Here is a 23,420-nt window from a genome sequence, read left to right as displayed (position 1 = left end):
GGGCGGTCGACGGGCGGCTGAGCCGCCGTCAGACGGCGCGCCAGCGGGCGTGGGCCCACGAGAACAGCCCGAAGGCGATCAGACCGACGGCGATCAGGACCAGCAGCCACGGCCCGACCGGGGTGTCGGCGAAGGAACGCAGGGTGTCGTCCATGCCCTTGGACTTCCCCGGCTCGTGCTGGACCGCGGCCGCCACGGCGAAGGCGCCCGCCGTCGCGAACAGCGCACCGCGTGCGATCCCGCCGAATATGCCCAGGAAGTCCACCGTGCGGCGCTCGTGCCGTGACATCTTCGCCCGCTTCAGGTGCTTGTGGAACTTGCGCATCGCGGCCCGCGCGGCGATCCACACGCCCGCGCACGCCACACCGACTCCGGCGACCGCGAGCACCCACTGGCCGCCCGGCCATCCGAGGATCCTGGCCGTGACGTCCTCGGTCCGCTTGTCCGTCGATCCGCTCCCGCTGCTCTTCGCACCGGCCGCGTAGGCGAGGACGGAGTACGCGACGAATCCGTAGAAGACCGCGCGACCGGCCGCCATCAGGCGCTTGCCCGGCTTGCCCCCGTCCTTCCCGGCCCGTCCGAACACGGCCTCCGACAGGCGCCACAGCGCCATTCCGGCCAGGGCCACGCCCAACAGCCAGAGCAGGACGCCGCCGAATGGCTTGTCCGCGATCTCCGCGAGTGCGCCGCCCCGGTCGGCCTGCTGCCCGCCGCCGTCGGAGAACGCGATGCGCACGGCCAGCACCCCGACCAGAGCGTAGATCACCCCGCGGGCGACAAAGCCCGCGCGGGCACCGACCTCGACCGCCTTGCTGTCCGCGACACGTCTGGCGCCGCGTCGGCCTGTTGGTCTTGCTGCTTGGGCTGTCATACGGCCATGACTACCCGCGATCCCGTCAAGGAGGCTTCTGCCGTGCCGCGTGCCCGACCGCCCCGCGGGGCATGCGCGGAGAAGGACCGGAGCCGGGAGCGGCCACGGTGCGGCGGATGCGAGGGAAGGCGTCGGGTGGCGGCACAACGAGGCACGGCGGGGACGGCCCCGGTGAGGGCGCGCGCGACGGCCACGGTCGCGGCGACGGCGCGGGACGAGCCGTCCGGGGCCGAGCCTCGCCGCCAGGGGTGGCGGCTGTCCGCGGCCTTCGCGCTGGGGGTGGCCGTCTGGCTGGCGGCCGGTGTGGTGCTCGCCTGGGAGCGCCCCGGCGGCCTCGGGGCCTGGTACCGGTACGGGGACCCGGTGGTGGCGCTCGGCTGCCTCGTGCTGCTGTGGTGGCGTCGGTACCGGCCGGTCGTCGTCACTTCCGCCGTCCTCGTCGCCTCCACCACCTCGGCGATGGCCACCGGCGCGGCATTTCTGGCGCTGGTGTCGCTGGCTGCCCGGCGTCGGCCCCGGGAGATCGGCGGCGTGCTGGTGCTCTATGCCGCCGCCTCCGTCGTCGGCCAGGGCCGCTTTCCCGTGGGGCGCCCTGCGGAGGGCACGGGGTGGGGGCTTGCCGTGTGGCTGCTGGTGACGGCCGGTGTGCTGGTGGCCCTGGGGGTGGCGGTGGGCGCCCGGCGGGCCGAGGTGGCGTCGCTGCGGGCCCGCGCCGCGGGGGCGCGGCGGGAGCGCGCCGCTCTCGAACAGCATGCGCGGGTGCGGGAGCGCGCTCGTATCGCGCGGGAGATGCACGACGTGCTCGCGCACCGCATCTCCCTGCTCGCCTTGCAGGCAGGGGCGTTGGAGCACCGCGACGCCGTTCCGGCGCGGGAGGACAGGAGGCTGGTGCGTGGCATCGCCGACGCGTCCCGGCTGGCCTTGCGGGAGCTGCGGGACGTGCTGGGAGTGCTGCGGGCCGGTACGGAGGCGGAAGACGGCCGGGGCGGCGCGGTGCCCGCCGTACCGTCCTTCGCCGCGATCCCGGAGCTTGTGGCGCAGGCCCGCCGCGCCGGGCTGGACGTCGCGCTGTCCGTCGCCGTGTCGGCTGAGCCCGCGGCGGCGGTGGGCCGCACCTGCTACCGGACGGTGCAGGAGGGCCTGACCAACGCTGCCAAGCACGCGCCCGACGGGCGGGTGGAGGTTCTTCTCGACGACGGCGGTGACGGGGGCGGGGGCGGCTCGCTCCGCGTCCGTGTCCGCACCGGCCCGTCCGCCGCCACGACGACCGCCGCGCCACCGGCGTCAGGACTGGGGCTCGCGGGCCTGGCCGAGCGTGTCGGGCTGCTCGGCGGCACGCTGGAGCACGGCCCCGCGCCCGACGGCGGCCATCTGCTGACGGTGCGCCTGCCCCTGGCCGGGTCCGTTTTCGACGGGGGTGCGTGAATGGCGTCCGATAAGCCCGGGAGCCTGCGGGTGGTGCTCGTCGACGACGAGGAGCTGGTGCGGTTGGCGCTGCGGGTCGTCCTCGAACGCGAGGACGACATGACGGTCGTCGCCGAGGCGTACGACGCCGCGTCGGCGCTTGCGGCCGTGGACCTGCACCGGCCCGACGTCGTACTGCTGGACGTGCGGCTGCCGGGCAGCGACGGCATCGACGTGGCACGGCAGTTGGCGGCGGGGGCCGCTGCGCCGGGCGTGCTGATGCTCACCACGTTCGACTCGGGCGACCTGGTGCTCGGCGCCCTCCAGGCCGGGGCGCACGGCTATGTGCTGAAGGACACGCCACCGGCCAGGATCGTCGACGCCGTGCGCATGGTGGCCGAGGGCGGGCCCGTGCTGTCCCCGGCGGCCGCTGCCCGGGTGATCGCCGCGGCCACCGCTCCGGGCTCCCGGCACGGCAGGGCGGCTGTCCGGCTGGCGGCCCGTGAGCGGCTGTCCGCGTTGACGGCGCGTGAGGGCGAGACGGCCCGTGGCATTGCCGAGGGCCTCGACAACACCGAGATCGCCGCGCGGATGGGCGTCGGTGTCGCCACCGTCAAGGCCCATATCGGCAGCGTGTTCACCAAGCTGGGGGTCCGTAACCGGGTCCGCCTCGCCCTGCTGGTGCGGGACGCCGAGGAGTGAGGGGCGCCGGAGCGCGGGGACAGGACCGCTCCCCCGGCCCCGTGCCGCGGCTGCCGTTCCGGCTCCCCTGCCCCCGTCCGGCGGCTCAGCCTTTCGGCTGCGCCGTGCAGGCGAGGTCCTTCTGCGGGCGCTCGCCGTCCGTCAGGAATGCCGTCACCGCGTCGTTGGCGCAGGTGTTCGTGCCGAACGGGTAGACGCCGTGGCCGCCCTGGTCCGCCGTCACCATCCTGGCCCGCTCGCCCAGCGCGTCGCGCAGTTTCCGGGCCCCGGCCAGCGGTGTCCCAGGGTCCCGCTCGTTCTGCACCAGGAGGATGTCCGACGGGCCCTCGGCACCGATCCGTACGGGCTTGTCCTGCTGCTCGGGCCAGAAGGCGCAGGGCGTGACATTGCCCGTCGAACCGCCCAGCATCGGGTACGCCGTGCGATCGGCGGCGGCGCTGCGCTGGTAGGAGGCGATGTCCCGCGGCCAGCGCGAGTCGTTGCACAGCACGTGCAGCCGGCTCGCCGCGGTGTTGTCGGAGGCGGCTGCCGGGGGCTTGGACGGCAGCGGCCCGCCGTGGTCGAGGGCCTGCCACAGCTTCGCCAGTTCCGGCAGGCGTGCGTCGGAGAAGAGGTATTCGAGGCTGATGCCGCGGAACAGCGTTCCGTCGATCCCGTCCACCGGTTTCTCCGTCAGCCGCTCCGCCAGGTCGTCGTACGTGGCGGCCACCTGCTCCGGAGTGCGGCCAAGACCGTACTCGGGCTTGCCCGCCACGAAGGCGGCGAAGTCGGGGAAGCGGTCCCGCATGCCGCGGGCCAGCAGTCGGAACGCCGTCGCGTCGTACCCGCCGGGGCCGAGGTTGCTGTCCAGGACGATGCGGTCGCCCCGGTCGGGAAACAGCGTCGCGTACACGCTCCCGAGGTAGCTGCCGTACGACTGGCCGAAGTAGGAGATCTTCTCCTCGCCGAGGGCGGCGCGCACCCGGTCCATGTCACGGGCGGTGTTCGCGGTGGTGAGGTGCGGCAGCACGGCGGCGGTCCGGGATGTCGCGCACTGTCCCGCGACGGTCTTCGCGTACGTGGCCTCGGCGGTGACCTCCGCCGGACTTCCGGCAAAGGAAGGGAAGTTGCCGCGGGCCAACTGCTTCGCCGTCAGGTCGCAGGTCACCGGGGCGCTGGCGCCGACGCCGCGCGGGTCCATGCCGATGATGTCGTACGCGTCCTGCACATCGTCGGGCAGTCCTGCCTTCGCCAGCAGCGCCGGGTAGCCGAGCCCCGACATGCCGGGGCCGCCCGGATTGGTCAGCAGCGTCCCGCGCCGGTGGTCCGGGTCGCTGCTCGCCATCCGGGTGAGGGCGATACGGATCGTCCGGCCGTCCGGGTCGTCGTAGTCCAGCGGGACCTTCAGGCTTCCGCATTGCAGGCGGGGTGCCGCAAGACCCTTCGGGCAGTCGCCCCACTTCAGCCCCGCCTTCTCCTGCTGCTTCTCCCGCTTCGCCTCCTGCGCCTTCCGCGCGCGGTTCTCCGCCGCCGTGACCGGGCGGTGCCCGTCCTCGTCCGGCCACGCCGCGAGCGCCCCGGCAGCCGCGATGGCCAGGGCGGCCACGGTGCCCAGCGTGACGGAGAGTGGTGTGCGCTGCATGCGAGGTCCTCCTGTGCGCCCGCTTCGCCGGGGTATCCGGCACAGGCCCATGCTCGGCCGTGGCTCGCGACGGCACATCGGCCGACGGCACACGGTCGGCTTCGCCCTGGGGCGGGGGTGGCCTCCCCCGCAGGGCGGAGGCGGCCGACGCGGACACCGGTTACCTGAGCCTGGTCGCGTAGAAGGCGACGGCGGAGGCCGCGGCGACGTTGAGGGAGTCCACTTCCGCGGCCATGGGAATCCGGACCCGTTCGTCGGCCACCCGCAGGGCGTCGGCCGACAGTCCTTCGCCTTCGGTGCCGAGAATGAGCGCCAGCCTGTCGTAGCGGCGGGCGGCCAGTTCGTCCATGGTGATCGACTTCTCGGAGAGGCACAGGGCGGCCGTCACGAAGCCGTACCGGCGGAACAGTTCGGCGTCCTTCGGCCACGAGGCCAGCCGGGTCCAGGGGACATGGAAGACGGCGCCCATCGACACCTTCACGGCGCGTCGGTACAGAGGGTCGGCGCAGCGGGGTGTGAGGAAGACCGCGTCCACGCCCAGCGCCGCCGCGTTGCGGAACGCGGCCCCCAGATTCGCGTGGTCCACCAGGTCCTCGAAGATCGCCACGCGCCGACCCGCGTCTTTGCGGGGCGCCGATCGCGGCGTCGCGCCGGTGGCGTTGCGGTCGTCGACCGGTTCGGGTATGGCGGTCCCGCGGGCGCCCGCCAGCACCTCGGCGGCCGGGGGCAGGGGAGCGCGTGCCATGGAGGCGAGGGCGCCGCGGTGCACGTGGTAGCCGGTGACCCGCTCGGCGACTTCGGGCGTGACCTCGTAGACGGGCGCGGTGGCTTCCGCGATGACGTCGCTCATGACCTCGGCCCACTTGGGGGTGAGCAGCAGCGAGCGCATCGGGTAGCCGGCCCGTCTGGCGCGGCGGATGACCTTCTCGCCCTCGGCGATGAAGAGCCCCTCGGCGGGCTCGCGCCTGCGCCGCAGCTCGACGTCGGTGAGGGAGGTGTAGTCGTACAGGCGGGGGTCGTCGGGGTCGGTGATGGTGAGGGGCTCGGTCATCGCCCGGCCCCGCCCGCTCCCCCGTCGGCCGCAGGGTCGGCCACCGGGCCCGTACCGACCGTGTCGGCCTCGGCGGCCACATCGACGACGGCGCCGACGACGATGACGGCGGGCGGTCTGACGTCCTGGGCGCGCACCGCCTCGGCGACGGTGGCGAGGGTGGCGTCCACCCGGCGCTGCCCCGGGGTGGTGCCCTCCTGGACGACGGCGACGGGGGTGGTGGCGGCGCGGCCGTGGGCGACGAGGGCGGCGGCGATACGGTCGATCTTGTCGACGCCCATCAGGACGACGAGGGTGCCGCGCAGCGCGGCCAGCGCCTCCCAGTCGACGAGGGAGCGCGCGTCGTCGGGGGCGACATGGCCGCTGACGACGGTGAACTCGTGGGCCACGCCCCGGTGGGTGACGGGGATGCCGGCCGCGCCCGGCACCGAGATGGAGCTGGAGATGCCGGGGACGACGGTGCAGGGGATACCGGCGGCGGCGAGCGCCTGGGCCTCCTCCATGCCGCGGCCGAAGACGAAGGGGTCGCCGCCCTTGAGCCGTACGACGGCGCGGCCCGCCCGCGCGTGCTCGATCAGCGCGGCGTTGATGGCCTCCTGGGCCATGGCGCGGCCGTAGGGGATCTTCGCGGCGTCGACGACCTCGACGTGCGGGGGGAGTTCGTCGAGGAGGTCGCGCGGGCCGAGCCGGTCGGCGATGACCACGTCGGCCTCGGCGAGCAGCCGCCGGCCGCGCACCGTGATGAGGTCGGGGTCGCCGGGGCCGCCGCCGACGAGGGCCACGCCGGGGGCCCGGTCCCGGTGCCTGGGGGCGACGAGGGTGCCGTCGCGCAGGCCCTCCAGGACCGCGTCGCGGACGGCGGCGGTGTGCCGCGGGTCGCGCCCGGCGAGGCCCGAGGTGAGGACGGCGACGGTGACGCCCGCGCTGCGTCCGCTCGCGGGCGTCCAGGCGGTGGCGGCCTCGGCGTCGTCGGCGCGCACGCACCACACCCGTGCGTGCTCGCCCTCAGCGGAGGCCGCCGCGTTGGCGTCGGCGTCGCTGGTGGCGATGAGCGCGTACCAGGCCCCCGTGAGGTCGCCGGGGGCGTAGCGGCGCCGCTCCCAGCGCAGTTCGCCGCGGTCCGCCATGGCCTGTACCGAGGCGGTGGCGCTCGGCGAGACCAGGACGACGTCGGCGCCCGCGGCGAGCAGCGCCGGCAGCCGCCGCTGGGCGACCTGCCCGCCGCCGAGCACGACGGTGCGGCGGCCGGTGAGCCTCAGGCCGACGGGGTACGGGGGATGGTCGGCCATGCGGGGCCTTTCGGACGTGGCGGGCCTGGGCCCGGGCGGGCGTTCGGGTTCTACGGTACGGGCGGTGCGCGCGGGGTGCTGGGGGGCGGCTTCGGGGCGGGCGGGTCACGCGCGGGCGGCCCGGGGGGTGCCGCCCCCGGGCCGCCCGTGTGCCGTGCCGCCGCTACTTCTCGGTGACCCCCGCGGAGTCGAAGGTCGCCACGTCGTGCATGGCGCGGGCGGCGCTCTGGATGAGCGGGAGGGCGAGCAGCGCGCCGGTGCCCTCGCCGAGCCTGAGGTCGAGGTCGACCAGGGGGCGCAGGCCCAGCTTGGTGAGCGCCGCGGGATGTCCCGGCTCGGCGCTGCGGTGGCCCGCGATGCAGGCGGCGAGCACCTCGGGGGCGATGGCGTGGGCGACGAGGGCCGCGGCGCCCGCGCTGACGCCGTCCAGGACCACCGGGGTGCGCAGTGAGGCGCCGCCGAGCAGCAGGCCGACGATGGCGGCGTGCTCCAGGCCGCCGATCGCGGCCAGCACCCCGATGGGGTCGGAGGGGTCGGGCTTGTGCAGTTCGAGGGTGCGGCGCACCACGTCGGTCTTGCGGGACAGGGTCTCGTCGTTGATGCCGGTGCCCCTGCCGGTGACCTCGGCGGGCTCCGAGCCGGTGAAGACGGCGATCAGGGCGGCGGACGCGGTGGTGTTGGCGATGCCCATCTCGCCGGTGAGCAGGGCCTTGTTGCCTGCCGCCACGAGGTCGCGCGCGGTCTCGATGCCGACCTCGACGGCGGCCTTGACCTCCTCGCGGGTGAGCGCGGGGCCCTGGGTCATGTCGGCGGTCCCGGCACGCACCCTGCGGGGTACGAGGCCGGGACTGGGGGGCAGTTCGGTGGCGACGCCGACGTCCACCACGCAGATCTCGGCGCCGACCTGGGTCGCGAACGCGTTGCACACCGCGCCGCCGCCGAGGAAGTTGGCCACCATCTGGGCGGTGACCTCCTGGGGCCAGGGGGTGACGCCCTGGGCGTGCACCCCGTGGTCGGCGGCGAACACGGCGACCGCCGCGGGCTCGGGGACCGGCGGCGGGCACATCCGGGAGAGTCCGGAGAGCTGCGCGGAGATGATCTCCAGCATGCCGAGCGCCCCCGCAGGTTTGGTCATGCGCTTCTGCCGCTCCCACGCCTCGCCGAGCGCCTTGGCGTCGAGGGGCCTGATGCCCGCGACGGTCTCGGCGAGCAGGTCGTGCGGCTCGGAGCCGGGCAGCACCCGGCGGCCGTAGGTCTCCTCGTGGACCACCCAGGACAGCGGGCGGCGCTTGGACCACCCGGCCTGGGCCAGCTCCGGCTCGTCGGGGAACTCGTCGACGTAGCCGACGCAGAGGTACGCCACCACGTCGAGGTGTTCCGGCAGGCCGAGGGCGCGCACCATCTCGCGCTCGTCGAAGAAGCTGACCCAGCCGACGCCGAGGCCCTCGGCGCGGGCGGCGAGCCAGAAGTTCTCGACGGCGAGCGCGGAGGAGTACGGCGCCATCTGGGGCTGGGTGTGGCGGCCGAGCACGTGCTGTCCGCCCCGGGTGGGGTCGGCGGTGACGACGATGTTCACCGGGGTGTCGAGGATGGCCTCGACCTTCAGCTCCTTGAACTGCTTGGCGCGGCCCTTGGGCAGCGACTTCGCGTACGCCTCGCGCTGGCGCATCGCCAGTTCGTGCATGGTGCGGCGGGTGTCGGCGGAGCGGATGACGACGAAGTCCCAGGGCTGGGAGTGGCCGACGCTCGGCGCGGTGTGCGCGGCTTCGAGGACCCGCAGCAGCACGTCGTCGGGGATGGGGTCGGGGCGGAAGCCGTTGCGGATGTCGCGGCGCTCGCGCATCACGCGCAGTACGGCGTCCCGTTCGGCGTCCGCGTAGCCGGGGGCGGGGGCGCCGCGCTCGCCCGGCTCCGCGTCGGGAGCCTGCTGCTCGTCGGGGTGTGCGGCGACGGTGGGCACCGCGAAGGGCGGCGGGGTGGGCGACGCGCTCTCCGGCTGCTCGCCGTCGCGGGGCGCGGGCACCGTGGCGGTGGCCGGGGGCGCGTCGGGCGCGGGGGTGTCGGCGGGATCCTGGACGGCGTCCTGTGCCTGCGGCGGCGCGGCGGGCTCGCCGTGGGGCGCGGGCTCCTCGGTCGGCGCGGCGACCTCCGGGGCCTCGGGAGGGAAGCCGTCGGGCCCCCCGGGCTCCTCGTGGGGCTCGGGCGCGAAGACCATGGGAACGGGCGCGGGGGTGTGGTCCTGCTCGGGCTGCTGCGGGGCGAGGGGCGCCTCGGGGTGCTCGGGCGCGTCCTGTGCCTGCGCGATCGCGTCCGCGACCGCCTCGGCGGGCGGGTGCTGCTCGTCCACGTACCCGGGCTCGGGGACCGGCTCGGGGTCCTGGTCGGGGATGGTCAGCGGGTGGGGCGGGGTGGGTGCCAGGTGCGGGGTGGTGGGCACGGACCCCTCGACGGGCACGAACTGCCCCAGGGGCTCGGCCCCGTACGCGCCGGGTTCCCCGCCCGCGGCGAAGCCGTCGGGGTAGGGCTCGGCGCCCGGGTAGCCGACGGGCAGCGGGCCCTCGCCGGTCGCGGGGCCCGGCACCGGGCCGGAGGACAGCGGCTCCGCGGGGTAGCCGGGCGCGGTCTGCGGGAAGCCGCCGCCGCCCTCGGGGGCGTACTCGACGCCGCCCTCCTGCGGGTAGCCGCCCTCGGGCCCGGGGGCGTAGCCGGGCGCGGCGTCGGGCGGGTAGCCCATCTCGGCCGCGTTCTCGGGCAGGTAGTGCTGGCCCGAGGCGGGTCCGGTGCCGTACTGCTGGGCGGCCTCGGGGGTCTGCTCGTAGCCGTAGGACGGGTCGGGGTAGGCGGGGGCGTCCGGGAGCGGGGGCTGCCCGGGGTGGAACTCCCCCGTGGGCCCGCCCTGCTGGGCCGCGGGCTCCGCCGCGTAGGCGAAGGCGGGGTCGGGCCCGGGCGGCGCGGCCCAGGGGGTGCCGCCGTGCGGGCCCGCCGCGAGCTGGGGCCCCGCCAGGGCGGGGTCGGCCTGCTGGGCGGCGAAGTCGGCCTCGGGGCCGGGGGCCTGGGGCACGGGCGCGCCCGCGGGGCCGCGGTCGGCGAGCGACCTGACGGGGCTCGCGGACGGGTCGGGCACCTGGGGCCCCAGGTGGAGGGGGCGCCGGGGCGCGGCGGGCCTACCCTGCTCCGGCTGCTGCGGCTCGGGCGGCGGGGTCTCGCCCCAGGCGCCCTGGGCGCGCGGCATCAGGAGCTGGTCGTCGTACTCGGCCTGGGGTCCGGAGGGAGCGAGGTGGGGGTGCGAGCCCGGCGGCCGGTCGTCCTGCTGCCGGGTGCCGTGGCCCTGCGCGGGCCCGGACACCGTCCCGTTGCCTGCGTTCTCCGGCAGTCCCTCGGCCGGGATCTGGCCGGTGTCGGTCATGCGTACCCCTCGCCCATCGGTTAGTGCTCCTTCGACCGTGCCCCCCGTACGCGACCGGGGTGCGCCCGGAGCGGCGCACCGACCGCCCTCCATGAAGAACGAGCGTGCGCGCCGCGCGGCACGTACGGACCGCCGTCGCCGTCGTCAACGGGCATTGTTCCGGCCGGTCCGCCACCGTGGCGGTTGGTTTGGCCACGGTCCCCTGTGGACTGCGCCACACTGCGCGTCCACCGGCTCCGCCGTACCGCGGGCGTGCCAAAACGGCCACGTATTCCGGGTGTTCCGGATATTGAGCGACCACATCACAGAACACCCGAATGCAGTACAACGGTCGGTCAGCCTACCTCGCCAGGCAGGGCCACGGGATCACGGGTCGGAGTCGCAATCGACTCTGTGTGCGATTACGGGACCGGTACGCCGGTCAGTGCCCGGGATCGCGGCGCTCGCCGCGCTGGTCGAGGGTCGCGGTGATGAGGAAGGCGACGCTGCGCTCGGTCTCGGTCCAGGCCCGGGTGTCGAGGTCGACGGACTGGAGCAGCGCGCAGTGGACCGCGTAGCCGTGCTCCTCCAGGGCGCGGCCGACGAGTTCGGCCTCGTCGAGGCTTCCGGCGTGGGTGGCGATCCGCTCGGGGCGGCGGTCGGCGACCGCGGAGACCACGGGCGCTCCCCCGGCGCCGATCCGTACGACGTCGGGCTCGGGGAGGTTGTCCAGGATGTGCGGCGCGGTGCCGTGCACGATCTGCGGGGGCACGCCGAACCTGCGGGTGGTGGCGAGGACGCGGGCGCAGGCGTCCGGGTCCTGGTCGACGGCGATGACGGCGGCGCCGAACCGCCCGGCCTCGGCGGCGAACGCGCCGCTGCCGGAGCCGATGTCCCACACCAGGTCGCCGACCCGGGGCCCGAGGTGGGCGAGTTGGGCGGCGCGCAGCCCGCCGCTCTCGCCCTCGCCCAGCGGCTCGCCGTAGGCGTGGGCGGGCAGCGCCCAGCCGCGCACGGAGCCGGGGTCGCGCCCCGCGATCCAGCCGGTCTCGCCCTCCACGGGGCCCCCGATGGCGAGGACGACGTTGGGGTCGCGCCAGGCGCGGTCGGCGGCGGCGTCCGAGGTGACGACGGAGACCTGCTCCCGCTCGGTGCCCAGCTCCTCGCAGATGACGAAGGTGCGGGGCACCCCTTCGAGGAGCAGCCCGAGTTCGGCGGGGCCCGCGCCCGGCGAGGTGAGGACGGCGGTCTTGGCGTGCGCCCTGCACACGTTCACGGCGCGGCGCAGGCTGCGCGGGTGGGCCACCACGACCTGGGCGTCGTCCCAGGGCATCCCGGCCCTGGCGAAGGCGGCGGCGACCGAGGAGACCGCGGGGACCACCTCGACCTCGAAGCCGAACTCGGCGGCCCGCAGGGCGCGTACGACGCCGAAGAAGCCGGGGTCGCCGTCGGCGAGCACGACGGCGGTGCCGCGGTGGCCCGCGATCCTGCGGGCGGCGAGCGGGACGCTGCCGAGTCTGACGCGCTCCGCGCGCCGCGGGATCTCGGGCAGTGCCAGGTGGTGGGCCGCGCCCGCCACGAGGGTGGCGGCCGACAGGGCGGAGAGCGCCCCGTCCGTCAGCGGGGTGCCGTCCCAGCCGATCACCGTGACCCGGTCGGCCATCGTCGTCTGTCTCCTGGTGGTTCTCGTGGGCCGTCGGGTGGGGGGTGCGCGCCGCCGGTGCGGGGGTCCGCGGGACCCGGGGTGCGGGGCGCCGCGCCGGGCGCGCGTACGGGCCCCGGTGAGCGTACCCGCCCGTCCCCGGGGTCCGGCGCGCAGGTACCGCGGCCGGCGCCCGGGGTCAGCTCCAGTCGGAGAAAACGGTGAAGCCGCCCGCCTCGGCGAGCTGTTCGCCGGGGCTGCCGGGGCCTTCGAGGTCCTCGGGCAGCAGGCTCCAGACGATGAGGTCGGTGCGGGTGTCGTGCCAGTGCCCCTCGTCGTCCTTCGCCCGGGCTATCCAGGCGCCTCTGAGCACGCCCTCGCTGATACAGCCGATCTTCTGGGCGACCTGCTGGGCTGCGGTGTTGTCGGCGGCGGTGCGCAGTTCGAGGCGCTCGAAGCGCTGGTCGGCGAAGAGCCACTGGGCGACGGCGAGCGCGGCCTCGGCCGCGTAGCCCTCGCCGCGCGCCCAGGGGGCGACGGCGTAGCCGAGTTCGGCGGAGCGGATCTTCCAGTCGGCGCCGCGCAGCCGTACGACACCGACGAGGCGCTGGGTCAGGAACTCGGTGACGGCGAGCACGATGCCGCGGCCGCCCGTGCGCTGGGCGGGCGCGTGCCGGGTGATGCAGGCGCGGGCGTGGTCCTCGGTGTACGGGGTGGGCACCGAGGTCCAGGACACGATGAGTTCGTCGTTGAGCATCTCGGTCAGGGAGGGCGCGTCGGGCTCCTCCAGGGGGCGCAGCACCAACCTTTCCGTGCTGATGGAGACGTCCGGGAAGGAGAGTGTCATGCGCTGCTCCGTAACCTGCGGGGGCCTTCAGTCCTTCGGGGGCGGTACCCGCCGGACTGCCGAATGACCCAGGATGCCGGATCGCCGGGCGTTTCCGCACCACGGGGGCGGGGGTCGCGCCCGCGGTGCGCGGGGCCGGGCGGGGGCGTGGCGGGCCCGCGTAATAGGGTCGGCGGCATGCTTGATGCCCTGACGGCCGTGATCGCCGCGGCCGGTCTCGTGCTCGCCCTCTGGTGCGGTTTCGCCGCGCTGCGCGACCAGCCCACCAAGGACTGGCATCTGATCGGGATGGCCGTGGTGGCGCTGCTCGCCGTCGCGCAGCTCGTGGTCGGGGTGGTCGAGCTGGGGCGCGGCGAGAAGCCGGAGCAGGGCACCACGGTGTTCGTGGCGTATCTGGTGGCGGCGCTGGCGTGTGTGCCGGTGGCCGGGTTCATGTCGCTCGCGGAGCGCACCCGCTGGGGTTCCGTGACGGCCGCGGCGGGCGGTGTCGTGCTCGCGGTGCTGGAACTGCGGCTCTTCGACATCTGGGGAGGCTGAGGTGGCCGTGACCGAGGAGAACGCGCCGGAGCAGGGCGCCGGGGAAGGCGCGGGGACGGGCCCGGGAGAGGGCGCGGGGGACGGCGCGGCCGGGCCCGCGCGGCGCCGCCTCATCGGCGGGCCCGGCATCGTCCTGGTGTGGGTGTACGGGGTGATGGTGGTCGGCGCGGTGTCGCGCTCCGTCGTCCAGATCGCGAGCGACTTCGACAAGGCGCCGCTGGCGTACGCGCTGTCGGCGGTGGCCGGGGTGGTCTACGGCTTCATCACGTACTCGCTGGTGCGCGGCGGGGAGACGGCGCGCAGGGCGGCGCTGGTGTGCTGTGTGGCCGAGCTGGCGGGCGTGCTGACGGTGGGGACGTGGACGCTGGTGGAACCGTCCGCGTTCCCCGACGCCACGGTCTGGTCGGACTACGGCATGGGCTATGTGTTCATCCCCGTGATCCTGCCGGTGACCGCGGTGTTCTGGCTGCGCAGGGCGCGCGCGACGACGGCGCCCTGAGCAGGAGGCGTGCGTCGGCCCTTCAGGCGCTCGTGACGTAGGCGTGCGCCCCGGCGGGCTTGGACAGCGTCACGGTCGTGAGGGTGTCGCCGACCCGGTCGGTGCCCACCCGCTGGTAGCCGTGCTTCTGGTACAGCCGCAGATTGCGCTCGCTGCGGTGGCCCGTGAACAGCTCGAAGCGCTGTGCGGCGCCCGCGGCGCCGTCGGCGAAGAGCCGCTGCTCGATCGCGATCAGCAGCCTGCCGCCCAGGCCGTGCCTGCGCATCCTGGGGTGGACGATCAGCTTCGCGATGCGTCCCGTGCCGTCCGCGTCGACAGTGCCGCGCACCGACGCCACGACCTCGTCGCCGAGCTTCGCCACGAGCACGATCCCGCCCGCCAGCTCCTGGGTGAGCTGGGCAAGGGTCTGGGTCAGCGGCTCGATGCCGTAGTCGCCGTACAGCTCGGCCTCGCTCTGGTAGCACAGGAACTGAAGTTTCAGGATCTGCTCGGCGTCACGCTCGTCCGCCGCAGAGATGGTCACGCTCATGCCCATGTGTGCATGCCTCTCGCTCACCTGCTCCGCCGTTGTCCATCAGTCCTTTCCCCGTGGGTCATGGACTGCAACCTGTGATTTACACAACGTGGCGCGGGTCGAGCGGGAGCGCAAGTGCGCCGTGGCCGGCGCGTGCGGGCCGGGCGAGGCCGCAGGGCGCGCGGCCCGCCCGGCCCGCATCGGGAGAGCCCAGGTCAGCCCAGGTACTCCTGCCGCGCGAGCAGCCCGGTGTCGGCGTTGTCGGTGAAGACGCCGTCGATCCCGGTGTCGAAGTACCGCTTGAAGGCGCCGAAGGCGTCCCCGTAGGCGTTGGGGTCGTCGCCCGTGCGGTAGTCGGCGGGCAGGAAGGTGTTCTCGTTGCGCATGGTGTACGGGTGCAGGATCAGGCCCGCGGCGTGCGCGTCCCGTACCAGCGTGGTCTCGTCGAGGAGCTTGCCGTCGGCGTCCCGCGGGATGATCAGGTCGAGGGTGGGGCCGATGCCCTGCGCGAAGGAGGCCATCCACCTCAGGCCCTTCGGGGTGACCAGGTCGTCGACGGTGCGGGGGTCGCCGCTCGTGGTGAAGTCCCAGGGCCGCGACCCGGCGACGTCGAGCAGGACGACGGCGGGCGAGTCCACCATCCTGGACAGCCGCTGGATGCTGGTGGGCTCGAAGGACTGGAGGATCAGCGGGGAGTCCTTCTTGTGCCGCCCGTACGCGCGCAGCAGCTTCACCAGCCGCTCTTCGAGGCCGAGGCCGATGCCGCGGAAGTAGGTGGGGTGCTTGGTCTCCACGTACAGCCAGACGGGCGCGCCGCGCCTGCGGCCCTGCTCGTCGGCCCAGCGCAGCACCTCCTCGTAGGTGGGGACCTCGAAGTGGCCGTCGTACAGGGTGTTGTGCCGGCGGTTCTCGGGGATGCGCTCGATCGCGCGGAGCGTCTTGATCTCGGCGAGGGTGAAGTCCTCGGTGAACCAGCCGGTGATCTCGTTGCCGTCGACCGACTTGGTGGTCTTGCGGTCGGCGAACTCGGGGTGGTCGGCCACGTCGGTGGTGCCGGTGATGTCGTTCTCGTGGCGGCACACCAGGTGGCCGTCCTTGGTGGGGACGACGTCCTGCTCGACGATGTGCGCGCCCATGTCGAGGGCGAGCTGGTACGAGCCGAGGGTGTGCTCGGGGCGGTAGCCCGCGGTGCCGCGGTGGCCCACGATGGTGATCTCGGGCAGGCCCCGGTAACCGCCCTTCCCGCCGTGGCCGCCCCCGTGGGAGGTGCCCGCGCTCGCGGTGCCCGGCAGGCCGACGACGGCGCCGCCCGCTCCGAGCGCCGCGGCGCCCAGCAGCGCCCGCCTGCCGGGGCCGCTGCCCCGCTGCTCGTTCGACCCCTGCTTCGCCATGGGCGTTCCTCCCGGAGTGCTGTACGCGTGCTCGGCGGAGCCGATCGTAGGTGAAGGCAAGTGTCGGGAGGGAGAAGCGAGTTGGAACGGGCGGGTGATGTCGGGTGACCGGTGCGCGGGCGCCGGGCCCGCCGGTGCGCGCGCCGGGGGCTGCGGGCGCCGCTCCTCCCGCGGTCCTCCTGCTTCGTACAGGTGACAGTAAAGCGCCGCGGCGCACTCTTCTGACGGGTCGGCGCGGGAGGTGCGTAACCTCCCGGTGAACCCGACGTGCGCCGGGGGCCGCACCCCGAGTATCGTCCTCACCTGCATGGACTTGGCATGACTGCGATCAGGCGCCATACCTGGATAGCTCGACCACCTGGACCCCGGAGGGCTCGTTGTCCCGTTTCGCGTTCATCAAGGCAGTGCTCGGTCCGGCCATACGCCTGATGTTCCGCCCCCAGGTGGAGGGCGTGGAGAACATTCCGGCGACGGGCCCGGTGATCCTGGCGGGCAACCATCTGACGTTCATCGACTCGATCGTGCTGCCGATAGTCTCGCGCCGGCAGGTCTTCTTCATCGGCAAGGACGAGTACGTCACCGGCAGGGGCTTCAAGGGCCGGCTGATGGCGTGGTTCTTCACGGGCGTCGGCATGATCCCGGTGGACCGCGACGGCGGCAGGGGCGGTGTGGCGGCGCTGATGACGGGCCGCAGGGTCCTGGAGGACGGCCAGGTCTTCGGTATCTACCCCGAGGGGACCCGCTCGCCCGACGGGCGGCTCTACCGCGGCCGTACAGGCTGCGCGCGGCTGACGCTGATGACGGACGCCCCCGTGGTGCCGTTCGCGATGATCGGCACGGACAAGCTCCAGCCGGGCGGGCGCGGCGTCCCGCGGCCCGGGCGGGTGACCATCAGGTTCGGCGAGCCGCTGGAGTTCTCCCGGTACGAGGGCATGGACCGGGACCGCTATGTGCTGCGGGCGGTGACCGACTCGGTGATGGCGGAGGTCATGCGTCTTTCCGGGCAGGAGTACGTGGACGTGTACGCCACCAAGGCGAAGGAGGCCGCGTAGCGGCCGGTGAGCCCGCGCGGCGGCGCGAGGGGCGGTGTGGCGGGCCTGTCGGCCCCGCACCGCCCCTCGCGCGTTTCCCGGGGCCGCACGCTGCTTCCGGGCCTCGCGCCCTCCCCGGCGCCCGCCGGGCGGGCGGGGCTTCAGGGCGTGCGGCGTGCCGCGGCCCACGCGTGCTGACGGGCCAGGTCGCTCTTCAGCTCGGCCAGTTGCGCGGCGACCGCCGAGGGGGCGGTGCCGCCACGGGCGTCGCGGGAGGCCAGGGCGCCGGGGACGTTCAGGACCTCGCGGACGGCCGGGGTCAGGTGCGGGGAGATCCCGGTGAACTGCGCGTCGGTGAGCTGGTCCAGCTCGATGCCGAGGCCCTCGCACTCCTTGACGCACTCCCCCGCCACCTCGTGCGCCACCCGGAACGGCACGCCCTTCCTGACCAGCCACTCCGCGATGTCGGTGGCGAGCGAGAAGCCCGCGGGGGCCAGTTCGGCCATCCGCTCGCGGTTGACGGTGAGGGTGGCCATCATGCCGGTGAGCGCGGGGAGCAGGATCTCCAGTTGGTCGCAGGAGTCGAAGACCGGCTCCTTGTCCTCCTGGAGGTCGCGGTTGTACGCGAGCGGCAGCGCCTTGAGGGTGGCGAGCAGCCCGGTGAGGTTGCCGATGAGACGGCCCGACTTGCCCCTGGCCAGCTCGGCGATGTCGGGGTTCTTCTTCTGCGGCATGATCGAGGAGCCGGTGGAGAAGGCGTCGTGGAGGGTGACGAAGGAGAACTCCTTCGTGTTCCAGATGATGACCTCCTCGGCGATCCTGGAGAGGTTCACGCCGATCATCGCGGTGATGAAGGCGAACTCGGCGGCGAAGTCGCGGGCGGCGGTGCCGTCGATGGAGTTGGCGGCGCTGCCGTTCTCGAAGCCGAGGTCGCGGGCGACGGCCTCCGGGTCGAGCCCGAGGGAGGAGCCCGCGAGGGCGCCGGAGCCGTAGGGCGAGACGGCGGTGCGGGAGTCCCACTGCCGCAGCCGCTCGGCGTCCCGCGCGAGGGCCTGCACATGGGCGAGCACATGGTGGGCGAAGAGGACGGGCTGGGCGTGCTGGAGGTGGGTGCGCCCGGGCATGGCGACGTCCGGGTGCGCCTCTGCGAGGCCGACCAGGGCGTCCTGGAGGTCGGCGACGAGGCCCCCGATGGCCCGGGCGTGGTCGCGCAGGTACATCCGGAAGAGGGTGGCCACCTGGTCGTTGCGGGAGCGGCCGGCGCGCAGCTTGCCGCCGAGGTCGGGGCCGAGGCGCTCCAGCAGGCCCCGTTCGAGCGCGGTGTGCACGTCCTCGTCGGCGACGGTGCCGGTGAAGGTGCCGTCGGCGACGTCGGCCGCGAGCCGGTCGAGTCCTTCGAGCATCCGCGCCAGTTCGTCGGCGGTGAGCAGTCCCGCGCGGTGCAGGACGCGCGCGTGGGCGCGGGAGCCGGCGATGTCGTAGGGGGCGAGCCGCCAGTCGAAGTGGACGGAGGCCGAGAGGGCGGCCAGTGCCTCGGCCGGGCCGTCGGCGAAGCGGCCGCCCCAGAGCCGGACGTCGCCGCTGTTGCTGCTCACTGCTTGAAGCTCCTCGCGGGTGTGGATGTGCGAACCGCCTCCCCGTCGCCGTGGACGGGGAGGCGGTCGTCAGAGTAGTGCGCGGCGCGGGCGGCGCGGCGCGCGTCAGGCCCCTGCGGGCTGGTCGCGCTGGTCCCGCTGGGCGGCGATCTTCGAGGAGAGGCCGAAGATCTCGATGAAGCCCTGGGCCTTGGACTGGTCGAAGGTGTCGCCGGTGTCGTAGGTCGCCAGGTTGAAGTCGTAGAGGCCGGTGTCGGAGCGGCGCCCCGTGACGACGGCGCGGCCGCCGTGCAGGGTCATCCTGATGTCGCCGTTGACGTGCGCGTTCGCCTCGTTCACAAAGCCGTCGAGGGCGCGCTTGAGCGGGGAGAACCACTGGCCGTCGTAGACCAGCTCGCCCCAGCGCTGCTCGACCTGCCGCTTGAAGCGGGCAAGATCGCGCTCGACCGTGACGCTCTCCAGCTCCTGGTGGGCGGTGATGAGCGCGAGGGCGCCCGGGGCCTCGTACACCTCGCGGGACTTGATGCCGACGAGCCGGTCCTCGACCATGTCGATGCGGCCGATGCCCTGGGCGCCCGCGCGCTCGTTGAGCTGCTGGATCGCCTGGAGGACGGTGACCGGCTTGCCGTCGATGGCGACGGGGACGCCGGCCCGGAAGGAGATGACGACCTCGTCGGCCTCGCGGGGCTCGGCCGGGTTCTGGGTGTAGGAGTAGATGTCCTCGATCGGGCCGTTCCAGATGTCCTCAAGGAAGCCGGTCTCCACGGCGCGCCCGAAGACGTTCTGGTCGATGGAGTACGGGGACTTCTTGGTGGTGGCGATCGGGAGGTTCTTCTCCTCGCAGAACGCGATGGCCTTGTCCCGGGTCATCGCGTAGTCCCGGACGGGCGCGATGCACTTCAGGCCGGGGGCGAGGGCGACGATGCCCGCCTCGAAGCGGACCTGGTCGTTGCCCTTGCCGGTGCAGCCGTGGGCGACGGTGCCGGCGCCGTGCTTCCGGGCGGCGGCCACCAGGTGCTTCACGATCACCGGGCGGGAGAGGGCCGAGACCAGCGGGTAGCGGTCCATGTACAGGGCGTTCGCCTTGACCGCCGGGAGGCAGTACTCGTCGGCGAACTCGTCCTTGGCGTCCGCGACCTCGGCCTCGACGGCACCGCAGGCGAGCGCGCGCTTGCGGATGACGTCCAGGTCCTCGCCGCCCTGGCCGACGTCCACGGCGACGGCGATGACCTCGGCACCCGTCTCCTCGGCGATCCAGCCGATGGCGACGGAGGTGTCAAGGCCGCCCGAGTAGGCGAGTACGACGCGCTCGGTCACGGGTTTCTCCTCACGGTGCGCTCTCTGTTATGCATGAGTATGCATACCCCCGCATGATTCGTCAATTCGCCTGGTCGGGCGGGGGTCGGCGCACCCGGGGGCACCGTGGCGGCCGCCGGGTCAGCCCTCGGCGAGCACCCTCCTGAGGGTCGCCGCGTGGCTGAGGTCCACGTCGCGCACGGACGTCAGCAGGGTCAGCGGCCCCCTGGCGGCCTCCTCGCGCAGCTCGTCGAGCGCCTCGGCGGCTTCGGGCGCGGCCAGCTCCGCGCGGTAGCGGCGCTCGAACTCCTCGTGACGCCCGGGGTCGTGGCCGTACCACTTGCGCAGTTCGGTGGAGGGTGCCACGTCCTTGCGCCAGGAGTCGAGCCCGGCCGCCTCCTTCGAAAGACCGCGGGGCCAGACCCGGTCGACGAGGACGCGGGCGCCGCCGTCCGGCTCCGCCTCCTCGTACACCCGTCTGAGCCTGATGTCGCGCCGCGCGCCCCTGCCCCTGCTGCCGCTGTTGTCGTCCATCCGTCCATGGTGGGCGCGGCGGGGCGTACCGGCGGGTGAGACACCCCGGGTATTTCCGGGCCCCCCGGACGCATCAGGCGAATAATCAACACCATGGGAAAGACGTACGAACGTATCGACGGCAGACTCCGTGACTTCATCGAGGCCCAGCCGCTGTTCTTCACGGCCACCGCGCCGCTCGCGGGCGACGGCACCGTGAATCTCTCCCCGAAGGGCCTCACCGGTTCGTTCGCGGTGCTCGACCCGGGCACCGTGGCCTATCTCGACTTCGCGGGGAGCAACGCCGAGACCATCGCGCACCTGCGGGAGAACGGCCGCATCACGCTGATGTGGTGCGCCTTCCAGGGGCCGCCGAACATCGTGCGGGTGCACGGCACGGGCGAGCCGGTCTTCCGCGACGACGCGCGCTTTTCCGGGCTGCTCGGCCACTTCCCCGGCATCGACCCACGCGACCACGGCCTGCGCGCGGTGATCGTGGTCCACGCCGAGCTGATCAGGGACACCTGCGGGTACGCGGTGCCGTTCATGGCGTACGAGCGCGACCGCGATCTGCACGGCAAGCGGTTCGCGCGCGAGGACGACGCCTCGCTCGGGGCCTACTTCGAGAAGAAGGAGCACGTGGCGTCGAGCCTGGACGGCCTGCCGGGGCTGCCGCTCCCGCTGCCGCCGGGTAATTTCTGAGGTTATGCACAGAAGATCCCTTGTTCCGGCCCTGCTCGCCGCCGCCCTGTGCGCCCTCGCCGCCGCGCCGCCCGCGGCGGGCGGCGGCGCTCCGGGCCCCGACGCAATGGCCGACACCGGCGGCGGCAGCCAGGTGATCACCGCGGTGGCCGCGGACACCGGCGCCACGCGCGGCACCGTCACCTGGTGGGAGCGCGCGGACGGGCGGTGGCGCGAGCGGGGGTCGGCCCCGGCGCGGTTCGGCTCGGGAGGGCTGGTCGAGGGCGCGACCAGGCGCCAGGGCACCGGCACCACACCCACCGGGATCTTCCCGCTGCCGTACGCCTTCGGCACCGAGCCGGCGCCGCGCGGCACCTCGCTGGCCTACCGGGCGGTGGAGCACGACTCCTGGTGGTGCGAGGACAGCGCCTCGCGCGCGTACAACCGCTGGGTGCAGCCGCTGCCGGCGGACTGCCGCGCGGAGGAGTCGGAGCACCTGGCGGACTACAGGACCCCGTACGCGTACGCGATGGTGGTCGGCTACAACTACGAGCGTCCGGTACGGGGCCGCGGCGCGGGCATCTTCCTCCATGTGAACGGCTCTGGTCCCACCGCGGGCTGCGTCTCGGTGCCCGCGGACGCGATGCGGCGCCTGCTGGCGTGGGCACGCCCCGAGCGCCGTCCGCACCTCGCCGTGGGCACGGCGGGCGGGCGCACGGCGCTCACCCGGTACTGACGGGCGCGGGCGCGGCGGCGGGCGGCCTCAATGCTGCGCCAGCCTGAGCAGGTGGTCCGCGAGCGCCTGTCCCCCCGTGGGGTCCCTGCTGATGAGGAGCACCGTGTCGTCGCCCGCGATGGTGCCCAGGATGTCGTGGAGTTCGGCCTGGTCGATGGAGGAGGCGAAGAACTGGGCCGCGCCGGGCGGGGTGCGCAGGACGACGAGGTTGGCGGAGGCTTCGGCGGAGATGAGCAGTTCGGCGGAGAGGCGCCGCATGCGCTCCTCCTTGGCGGACTCGCCGAGGGGGGCGCGGGGGGTGCGGAAGCCGCCCTCGCTGGGGACCGCGTAGATGAGGTCGCCCTCCACGTCGCGGATCTTGACGGCGTTCAGCTCGTCGAGGTCGCGGGAGAGGGTCGCCTGGGTGACGATGAGCCCGTCGTCCGCGAGGAGTTTGGCGAGCTGGCTCTGCGAGCGCACCGCCTGCCTGTTGAGGATGTCCACGATCCGCCGGTGGCGCGCGGTGCGGGTCTGGGGTACTGGGGGGCCTCCCGCGCGGAGTGCGGGGGCGGGTTCCGCGGAGTCGTGCTCCTGCGGACCCGCTTCCTCGTGGTCCTGCGCCTGGCTCATCGTCGTCTCATTCTCCGGTTCGTCCTTCGTCGTACGCCTGGTCGAGCACTCCGGGCAGGGCCCGCAGGAACGTGTCCGCGTCGGCCTCGGAGAGGTTCAGCGGCGGCATGAGCCGTACGACGTCCGGGGCGGGCGCGTTGACCAGGAAGCCGGCGTCCTGGGCCGCCTGCTGCGCCTTCGCCGCCAGCGGCTGTGTGAGCACGATACCCAGCAGCAGGCCCGCGCCCCTGACATGGGAGACCAGCCGGTGGGTGTCCCGGGTGTTCTCGATGCCCTCGCGCAGCTTCTCGCCGACGCGCTTGACGTTCTCCAGCAGCCCTTCGCCCTCGATGGTGTCGAGGACGGCGAGCCCGGCGGCGCAGGCGACGGGGTTGCCGCCGAAGGTGGTGCCGTGGTGGCCGGGCGCGAAGAGGCGTGCGGTGTCGCCGAAGGCGACGGTGGCACCAATGGGCAGGCCGCCGCCGAGGCCCTTGGCGAGGGTGACGATGTCGGGGGCGACGTCCTCCTCGGCCTGGTGGGCGAACCAGTGCCCGGTCCTGCCGATGCCGGTCTGGACCTCGTCGAGGGCGAGCAGGGTGCCGGTGGCGCGGGTGACGGCGCGGGCGGCGGCGAGGTAGCCGGGGGGCGGGTCCACGACGCCGTTCTCGCCCTGGATGGGCTCGACGAGGACGAGCGCGGTGTCCTCGGTGACGGCGGCGCGCAGTGCGTCGGCGTCGCCGTAGGGGACGTGGGTGACGTCGCCCGGCAGCGGCTCGAAGGGCGCGCGCTTGCCGGGCTGTCCCGTGAGGGCGAGGGCGCCCATGGTGCGGCCGTGGAAGCCGCCGGTGGTGGCGACCATGTGGCGGCGTCCGGTGAGCCTGCCGAGCTTGAAGGCGCCCTCGACGGCCTCGGCGCCCGAGTTGCAGAAGAAGACGCGCCCTTCGCGGCCGAAGAGGCGCAGCAGGCGTTCCGCGAGGGCGACGGGCGGCTCGGCGACGAACAGGTTGGAGACATGGCCGAGGGAGGCGATCTGGGTGCTGACGGCCTCGACGACGGCGGGGTGGGCGTGGCCGAGCGCGTTCACCGCGATGCCGCCGACGAGGTCGAGGTAGTCGCGCCCGGCGGCGTCGGTGACGGTGCTGCCGCTGCCGTGGACGAGGGGGAGCCTCGGGGTGCCGTAGTTGTCCATGAGGGCGGACTGCCAGCGGCGGGTGAGGGCGGTGTTGG

At 74.2% G+C, this 23,420-nt stretch carries 21 protein-coding genes; 7 read left to right on the top strand and 14 right to left on the bottom strand.

Annotation, left to right across the window (positions count from 1 at the left end; all coding sequences use genetic code 11):
- Window positions 1-28: 28 nt before the first annotated feature.
- The gene (locus ACIBIW_RS29510; protein WP_399340343.1) at window positions 29-871 is read right to left on the bottom strand and encodes a DUF1206 domain-containing protein; all 843 of its coding nucleotides are present in this window, start codon (window positions 869-871) and stop codon (window positions 29-31) included.
- Between the two features lie 135 nt (window positions 872-1,006).
- Here ACIBIW_RS29510 and ACIBIW_RS29505 point away from each other — a divergent pair, with 135 nt between their 5' ends.
- Window positions 1,007-2,296 carry a sensor histidine kinase gene (locus ACIBIW_RS29505; RefSeq protein ID WP_399340341.1) on the top strand — a complete coding sequence of 430 codons (1,290 nt, stop codon included), beginning with the start codon at window positions 1,007-1,009 and terminating at the stop codon, window positions 2,294-2,296.
- Window positions 2,297-2,977, top strand: coding sequence for a response regulator (locus ACIBIW_RS29500; protein ID WP_399340339.1), 681 nt, complete (start codon window positions 2,297-2,299; stop codon window positions 2,975-2,977).
- Window positions 2,978-3,062: 85 nt separating this feature from the next.
- Here ACIBIW_RS29500 and ACIBIW_RS29495 read toward each other — a convergent pair whose 3' ends face one another.
- The 6 genes from ACIBIW_RS29495 to ACIBIW_RS29470 all read right to left on the bottom strand — a co-directional run bounded on the left by ACIBIW_RS29495 (window position 3,063) and on the right by ACIBIW_RS29470 (window position 12,812).
- The gene (locus ACIBIW_RS29495; protein WP_399340337.1) at window positions 3,063-4,598 is read right to left on the bottom strand and encodes an alpha/beta hydrolase; all 1,536 of its coding nucleotides are present in this window, start codon (window positions 4,596-4,598) and stop codon (window positions 3,063-3,065) included.
- A gap of 160 nt (window positions 4,599-4,758) precedes the next feature.
- The gene (locus ACIBIW_RS29490; protein WP_399340334.1) at window positions 4,759-5,649 is read right to left on the bottom strand and encodes a TrmH family RNA methyltransferase; all 891 of its coding nucleotides are present in this window, start codon (window positions 5,647-5,649) and stop codon (window positions 4,759-4,761) included.
- Complete coding sequence (cobA, locus tag ACIBIW_RS29485; RefSeq protein WP_399340332.1) at window positions 5,646-6,938, bottom strand: uroporphyrinogen-III C-methyltransferase; 1,293 nt, start codon at window positions 6,936-6,938, stop codon at window positions 5,646-5,648. Before cobA ends, ACIBIW_RS29490 begins: the two co-directional genes overlap by 4 nt.
- A 163-nt stretch (window positions 6,939-7,101) precedes the next feature.
- Window positions 7,102-10,344, bottom strand: coding sequence for a nicotinate-nucleotide--dimethylbenzimidazole phosphoribosyltransferase (cobT, locus tag ACIBIW_RS29480; RefSeq protein WP_399340330.1), 3,243 nt, complete (start codon window positions 10,342-10,344; stop codon window positions 7,102-7,104).
- A 421-nt stretch (window positions 10,345-10,765) separates the two neighbouring features.
- The gene (cbiE, locus tag ACIBIW_RS29475) at window positions 10,766-11,986 is read right to left on the bottom strand and encodes a precorrin-6y C5,15-methyltransferase (decarboxylating) subunit CbiE (RefSeq protein WP_399340328.1); all 1,221 of its coding nucleotides are present in this window, start codon (window positions 11,984-11,986) and stop codon (window positions 10,766-10,768) included.
- Window positions 11,987-12,164: 178 nt separating this feature from the next.
- A complete protein-coding gene (locus ACIBIW_RS29470; protein WP_399340326.1) occupies window positions 12,165-12,812 on the bottom strand; it encodes a GNAT family N-acetyltransferase in 648 nt (215 codons plus the stop codon).
- Window positions 12,813-12,989: 177 nt separating this feature from the next.
- Here ACIBIW_RS29470 and ACIBIW_RS29465 point away from each other — a divergent pair, with 177 nt between their 5' ends.
- Window positions 12,990-13,349 (top strand): hypothetical protein, encoded by a 360-nt coding sequence (locus ACIBIW_RS29465; protein ID WP_399340324.1) that lies wholly within the window; start codon window positions 12,990-12,992, stop codon window positions 13,347-13,349.
- A 112-nt stretch (window positions 13,350-13,461) separates the two neighbouring features.
- Window positions 13,462-13,848, top strand: a complete 387-nt coding sequence (locus ACIBIW_RS29460; protein ID WP_399340600.1) for a hypothetical protein — start codon at window positions 13,462-13,464, stop codon at window positions 13,846-13,848.
- A gap of 22 nt (window positions 13,849-13,870) precedes the next feature.
- Here the strand turns inward: ACIBIW_RS29460 and ACIBIW_RS29455 are convergent, their stop codons facing one another.
- Together ACIBIW_RS29455 and ACIBIW_RS29450 are read right to left on the bottom strand one after the other, a co-directional pair.
- Window positions 13,871-14,383, bottom strand: coding sequence for a GNAT family N-acetyltransferase (locus ACIBIW_RS29455; RefSeq protein WP_399340598.1), 513 nt, complete (start codon window positions 14,381-14,383; stop codon window positions 13,871-13,873).
- 194 nt (window positions 14,384-14,577) lie between these two features.
- Window positions 14,578-15,753: a glycerophosphodiester phosphodiesterase gene (locus ACIBIW_RS29450; RefSeq protein WP_399340322.1), complete on the bottom strand. Its 1,176-nt coding sequence runs from the start codon at window positions 15,751-15,753 to the stop codon at window positions 14,578-14,580.
- Between the two features lie 377 nt (window positions 15,754-16,130).
- Between ACIBIW_RS29450 and ACIBIW_RS29445 the strand changes: the two genes are divergently transcribed.
- Window positions 16,131-16,805 (top strand): lysophospholipid acyltransferase family protein, encoded by a 675-nt coding sequence (locus ACIBIW_RS29445; RefSeq protein ID WP_399340320.1) that lies wholly within the window; start codon window positions 16,131-16,133, stop codon window positions 16,803-16,805.
- Window positions 16,806-16,945: 140 nt separating this feature from the next.
- Here the strand turns inward: ACIBIW_RS29445 and argH are convergent, their stop codons facing one another.
- From argH to ACIBIW_RS29430, 3 genes are all read right to left on the bottom strand, one after another.
- Window positions 16,946-18,379 carry an argininosuccinate lyase gene (gene argH, locus ACIBIW_RS29440; protein ID WP_399340318.1) on the bottom strand — a complete coding sequence of 478 codons (1,434 nt, stop codon included), beginning with the start codon at window positions 18,377-18,379 and terminating at the stop codon, window positions 16,946-16,948.
- A gap of 105 nt (window positions 18,380-18,484) precedes the next feature.
- Window positions 18,485-19,696 carry an argininosuccinate synthase gene (locus ACIBIW_RS29435; RefSeq protein ID WP_399340316.1) on the bottom strand — a complete coding sequence of 404 codons (1,212 nt, stop codon included), beginning with the start codon at window positions 19,694-19,696 and terminating at the stop codon, window positions 18,485-18,487.
- A gap of 120 nt (window positions 19,697-19,816) precedes the next feature.
- The gene (locus ACIBIW_RS29430; RefSeq protein WP_399340313.1) at window positions 19,817-20,209 is read right to left on the bottom strand and encodes a DUF488 domain-containing protein; all 393 of its coding nucleotides are present in this window, start codon (window positions 20,207-20,209) and stop codon (window positions 19,817-19,819) included.
- A 93-nt stretch (window positions 20,210-20,302) separates the two neighbouring features.
- Here ACIBIW_RS29430 and ACIBIW_RS29425 point away from each other — a divergent pair, with 93 nt between their 5' ends.
- Entirely contained in the window at window positions 20,303-20,890 is a 588-nt protein-coding gene (locus ACIBIW_RS29425; protein ID WP_399340311.1) for a pyridoxamine 5'-phosphate oxidase family protein, read from the top strand.
- Window positions 20,891-20,894: 4 nt separating this feature from the next.
- Window positions 20,895-21,605 (top strand): L,D-transpeptidase, encoded by a 711-nt coding sequence (locus tag ACIBIW_RS29420; protein ID WP_399340309.1) that lies wholly within the window; start codon window positions 20,895-20,897, stop codon window positions 21,603-21,605.
- Between the two features lie 27 nt (window positions 21,606-21,632).
- Here ACIBIW_RS29420 and ACIBIW_RS29415 read toward each other — a convergent pair whose 3' ends face one another.
- Entirely contained in the window at window positions 21,633-22,214 is a 582-nt protein-coding gene (locus ACIBIW_RS29415) for an arginine repressor (protein ID WP_399340307.1), read from the bottom strand.
- Window positions 22,215-22,221: 7 nt separating this feature from the next.
- Complete coding sequence (locus tag ACIBIW_RS29410) at window positions 22,222-23,382, bottom strand: acetylornithine transaminase (protein WP_399340597.1); 1,161 nt, start codon at window positions 23,380-23,382, stop codon at window positions 22,222-22,224.
- Window positions 23,383-23,420 lie beyond the last annotated feature (38 nt).

This window comes from Streptomyces sp. NPDC050560 (genome assembly GCF_044457285.1).
In the GTDB taxonomy this organism is placed as follows: Bacteria; Actinomycetota; Actinomycetes; order Streptomycetales; family Streptomycetaceae; genus Streptomyces.
This window is presented reverse-complemented; position numbering and strand designations above follow the sequence as displayed.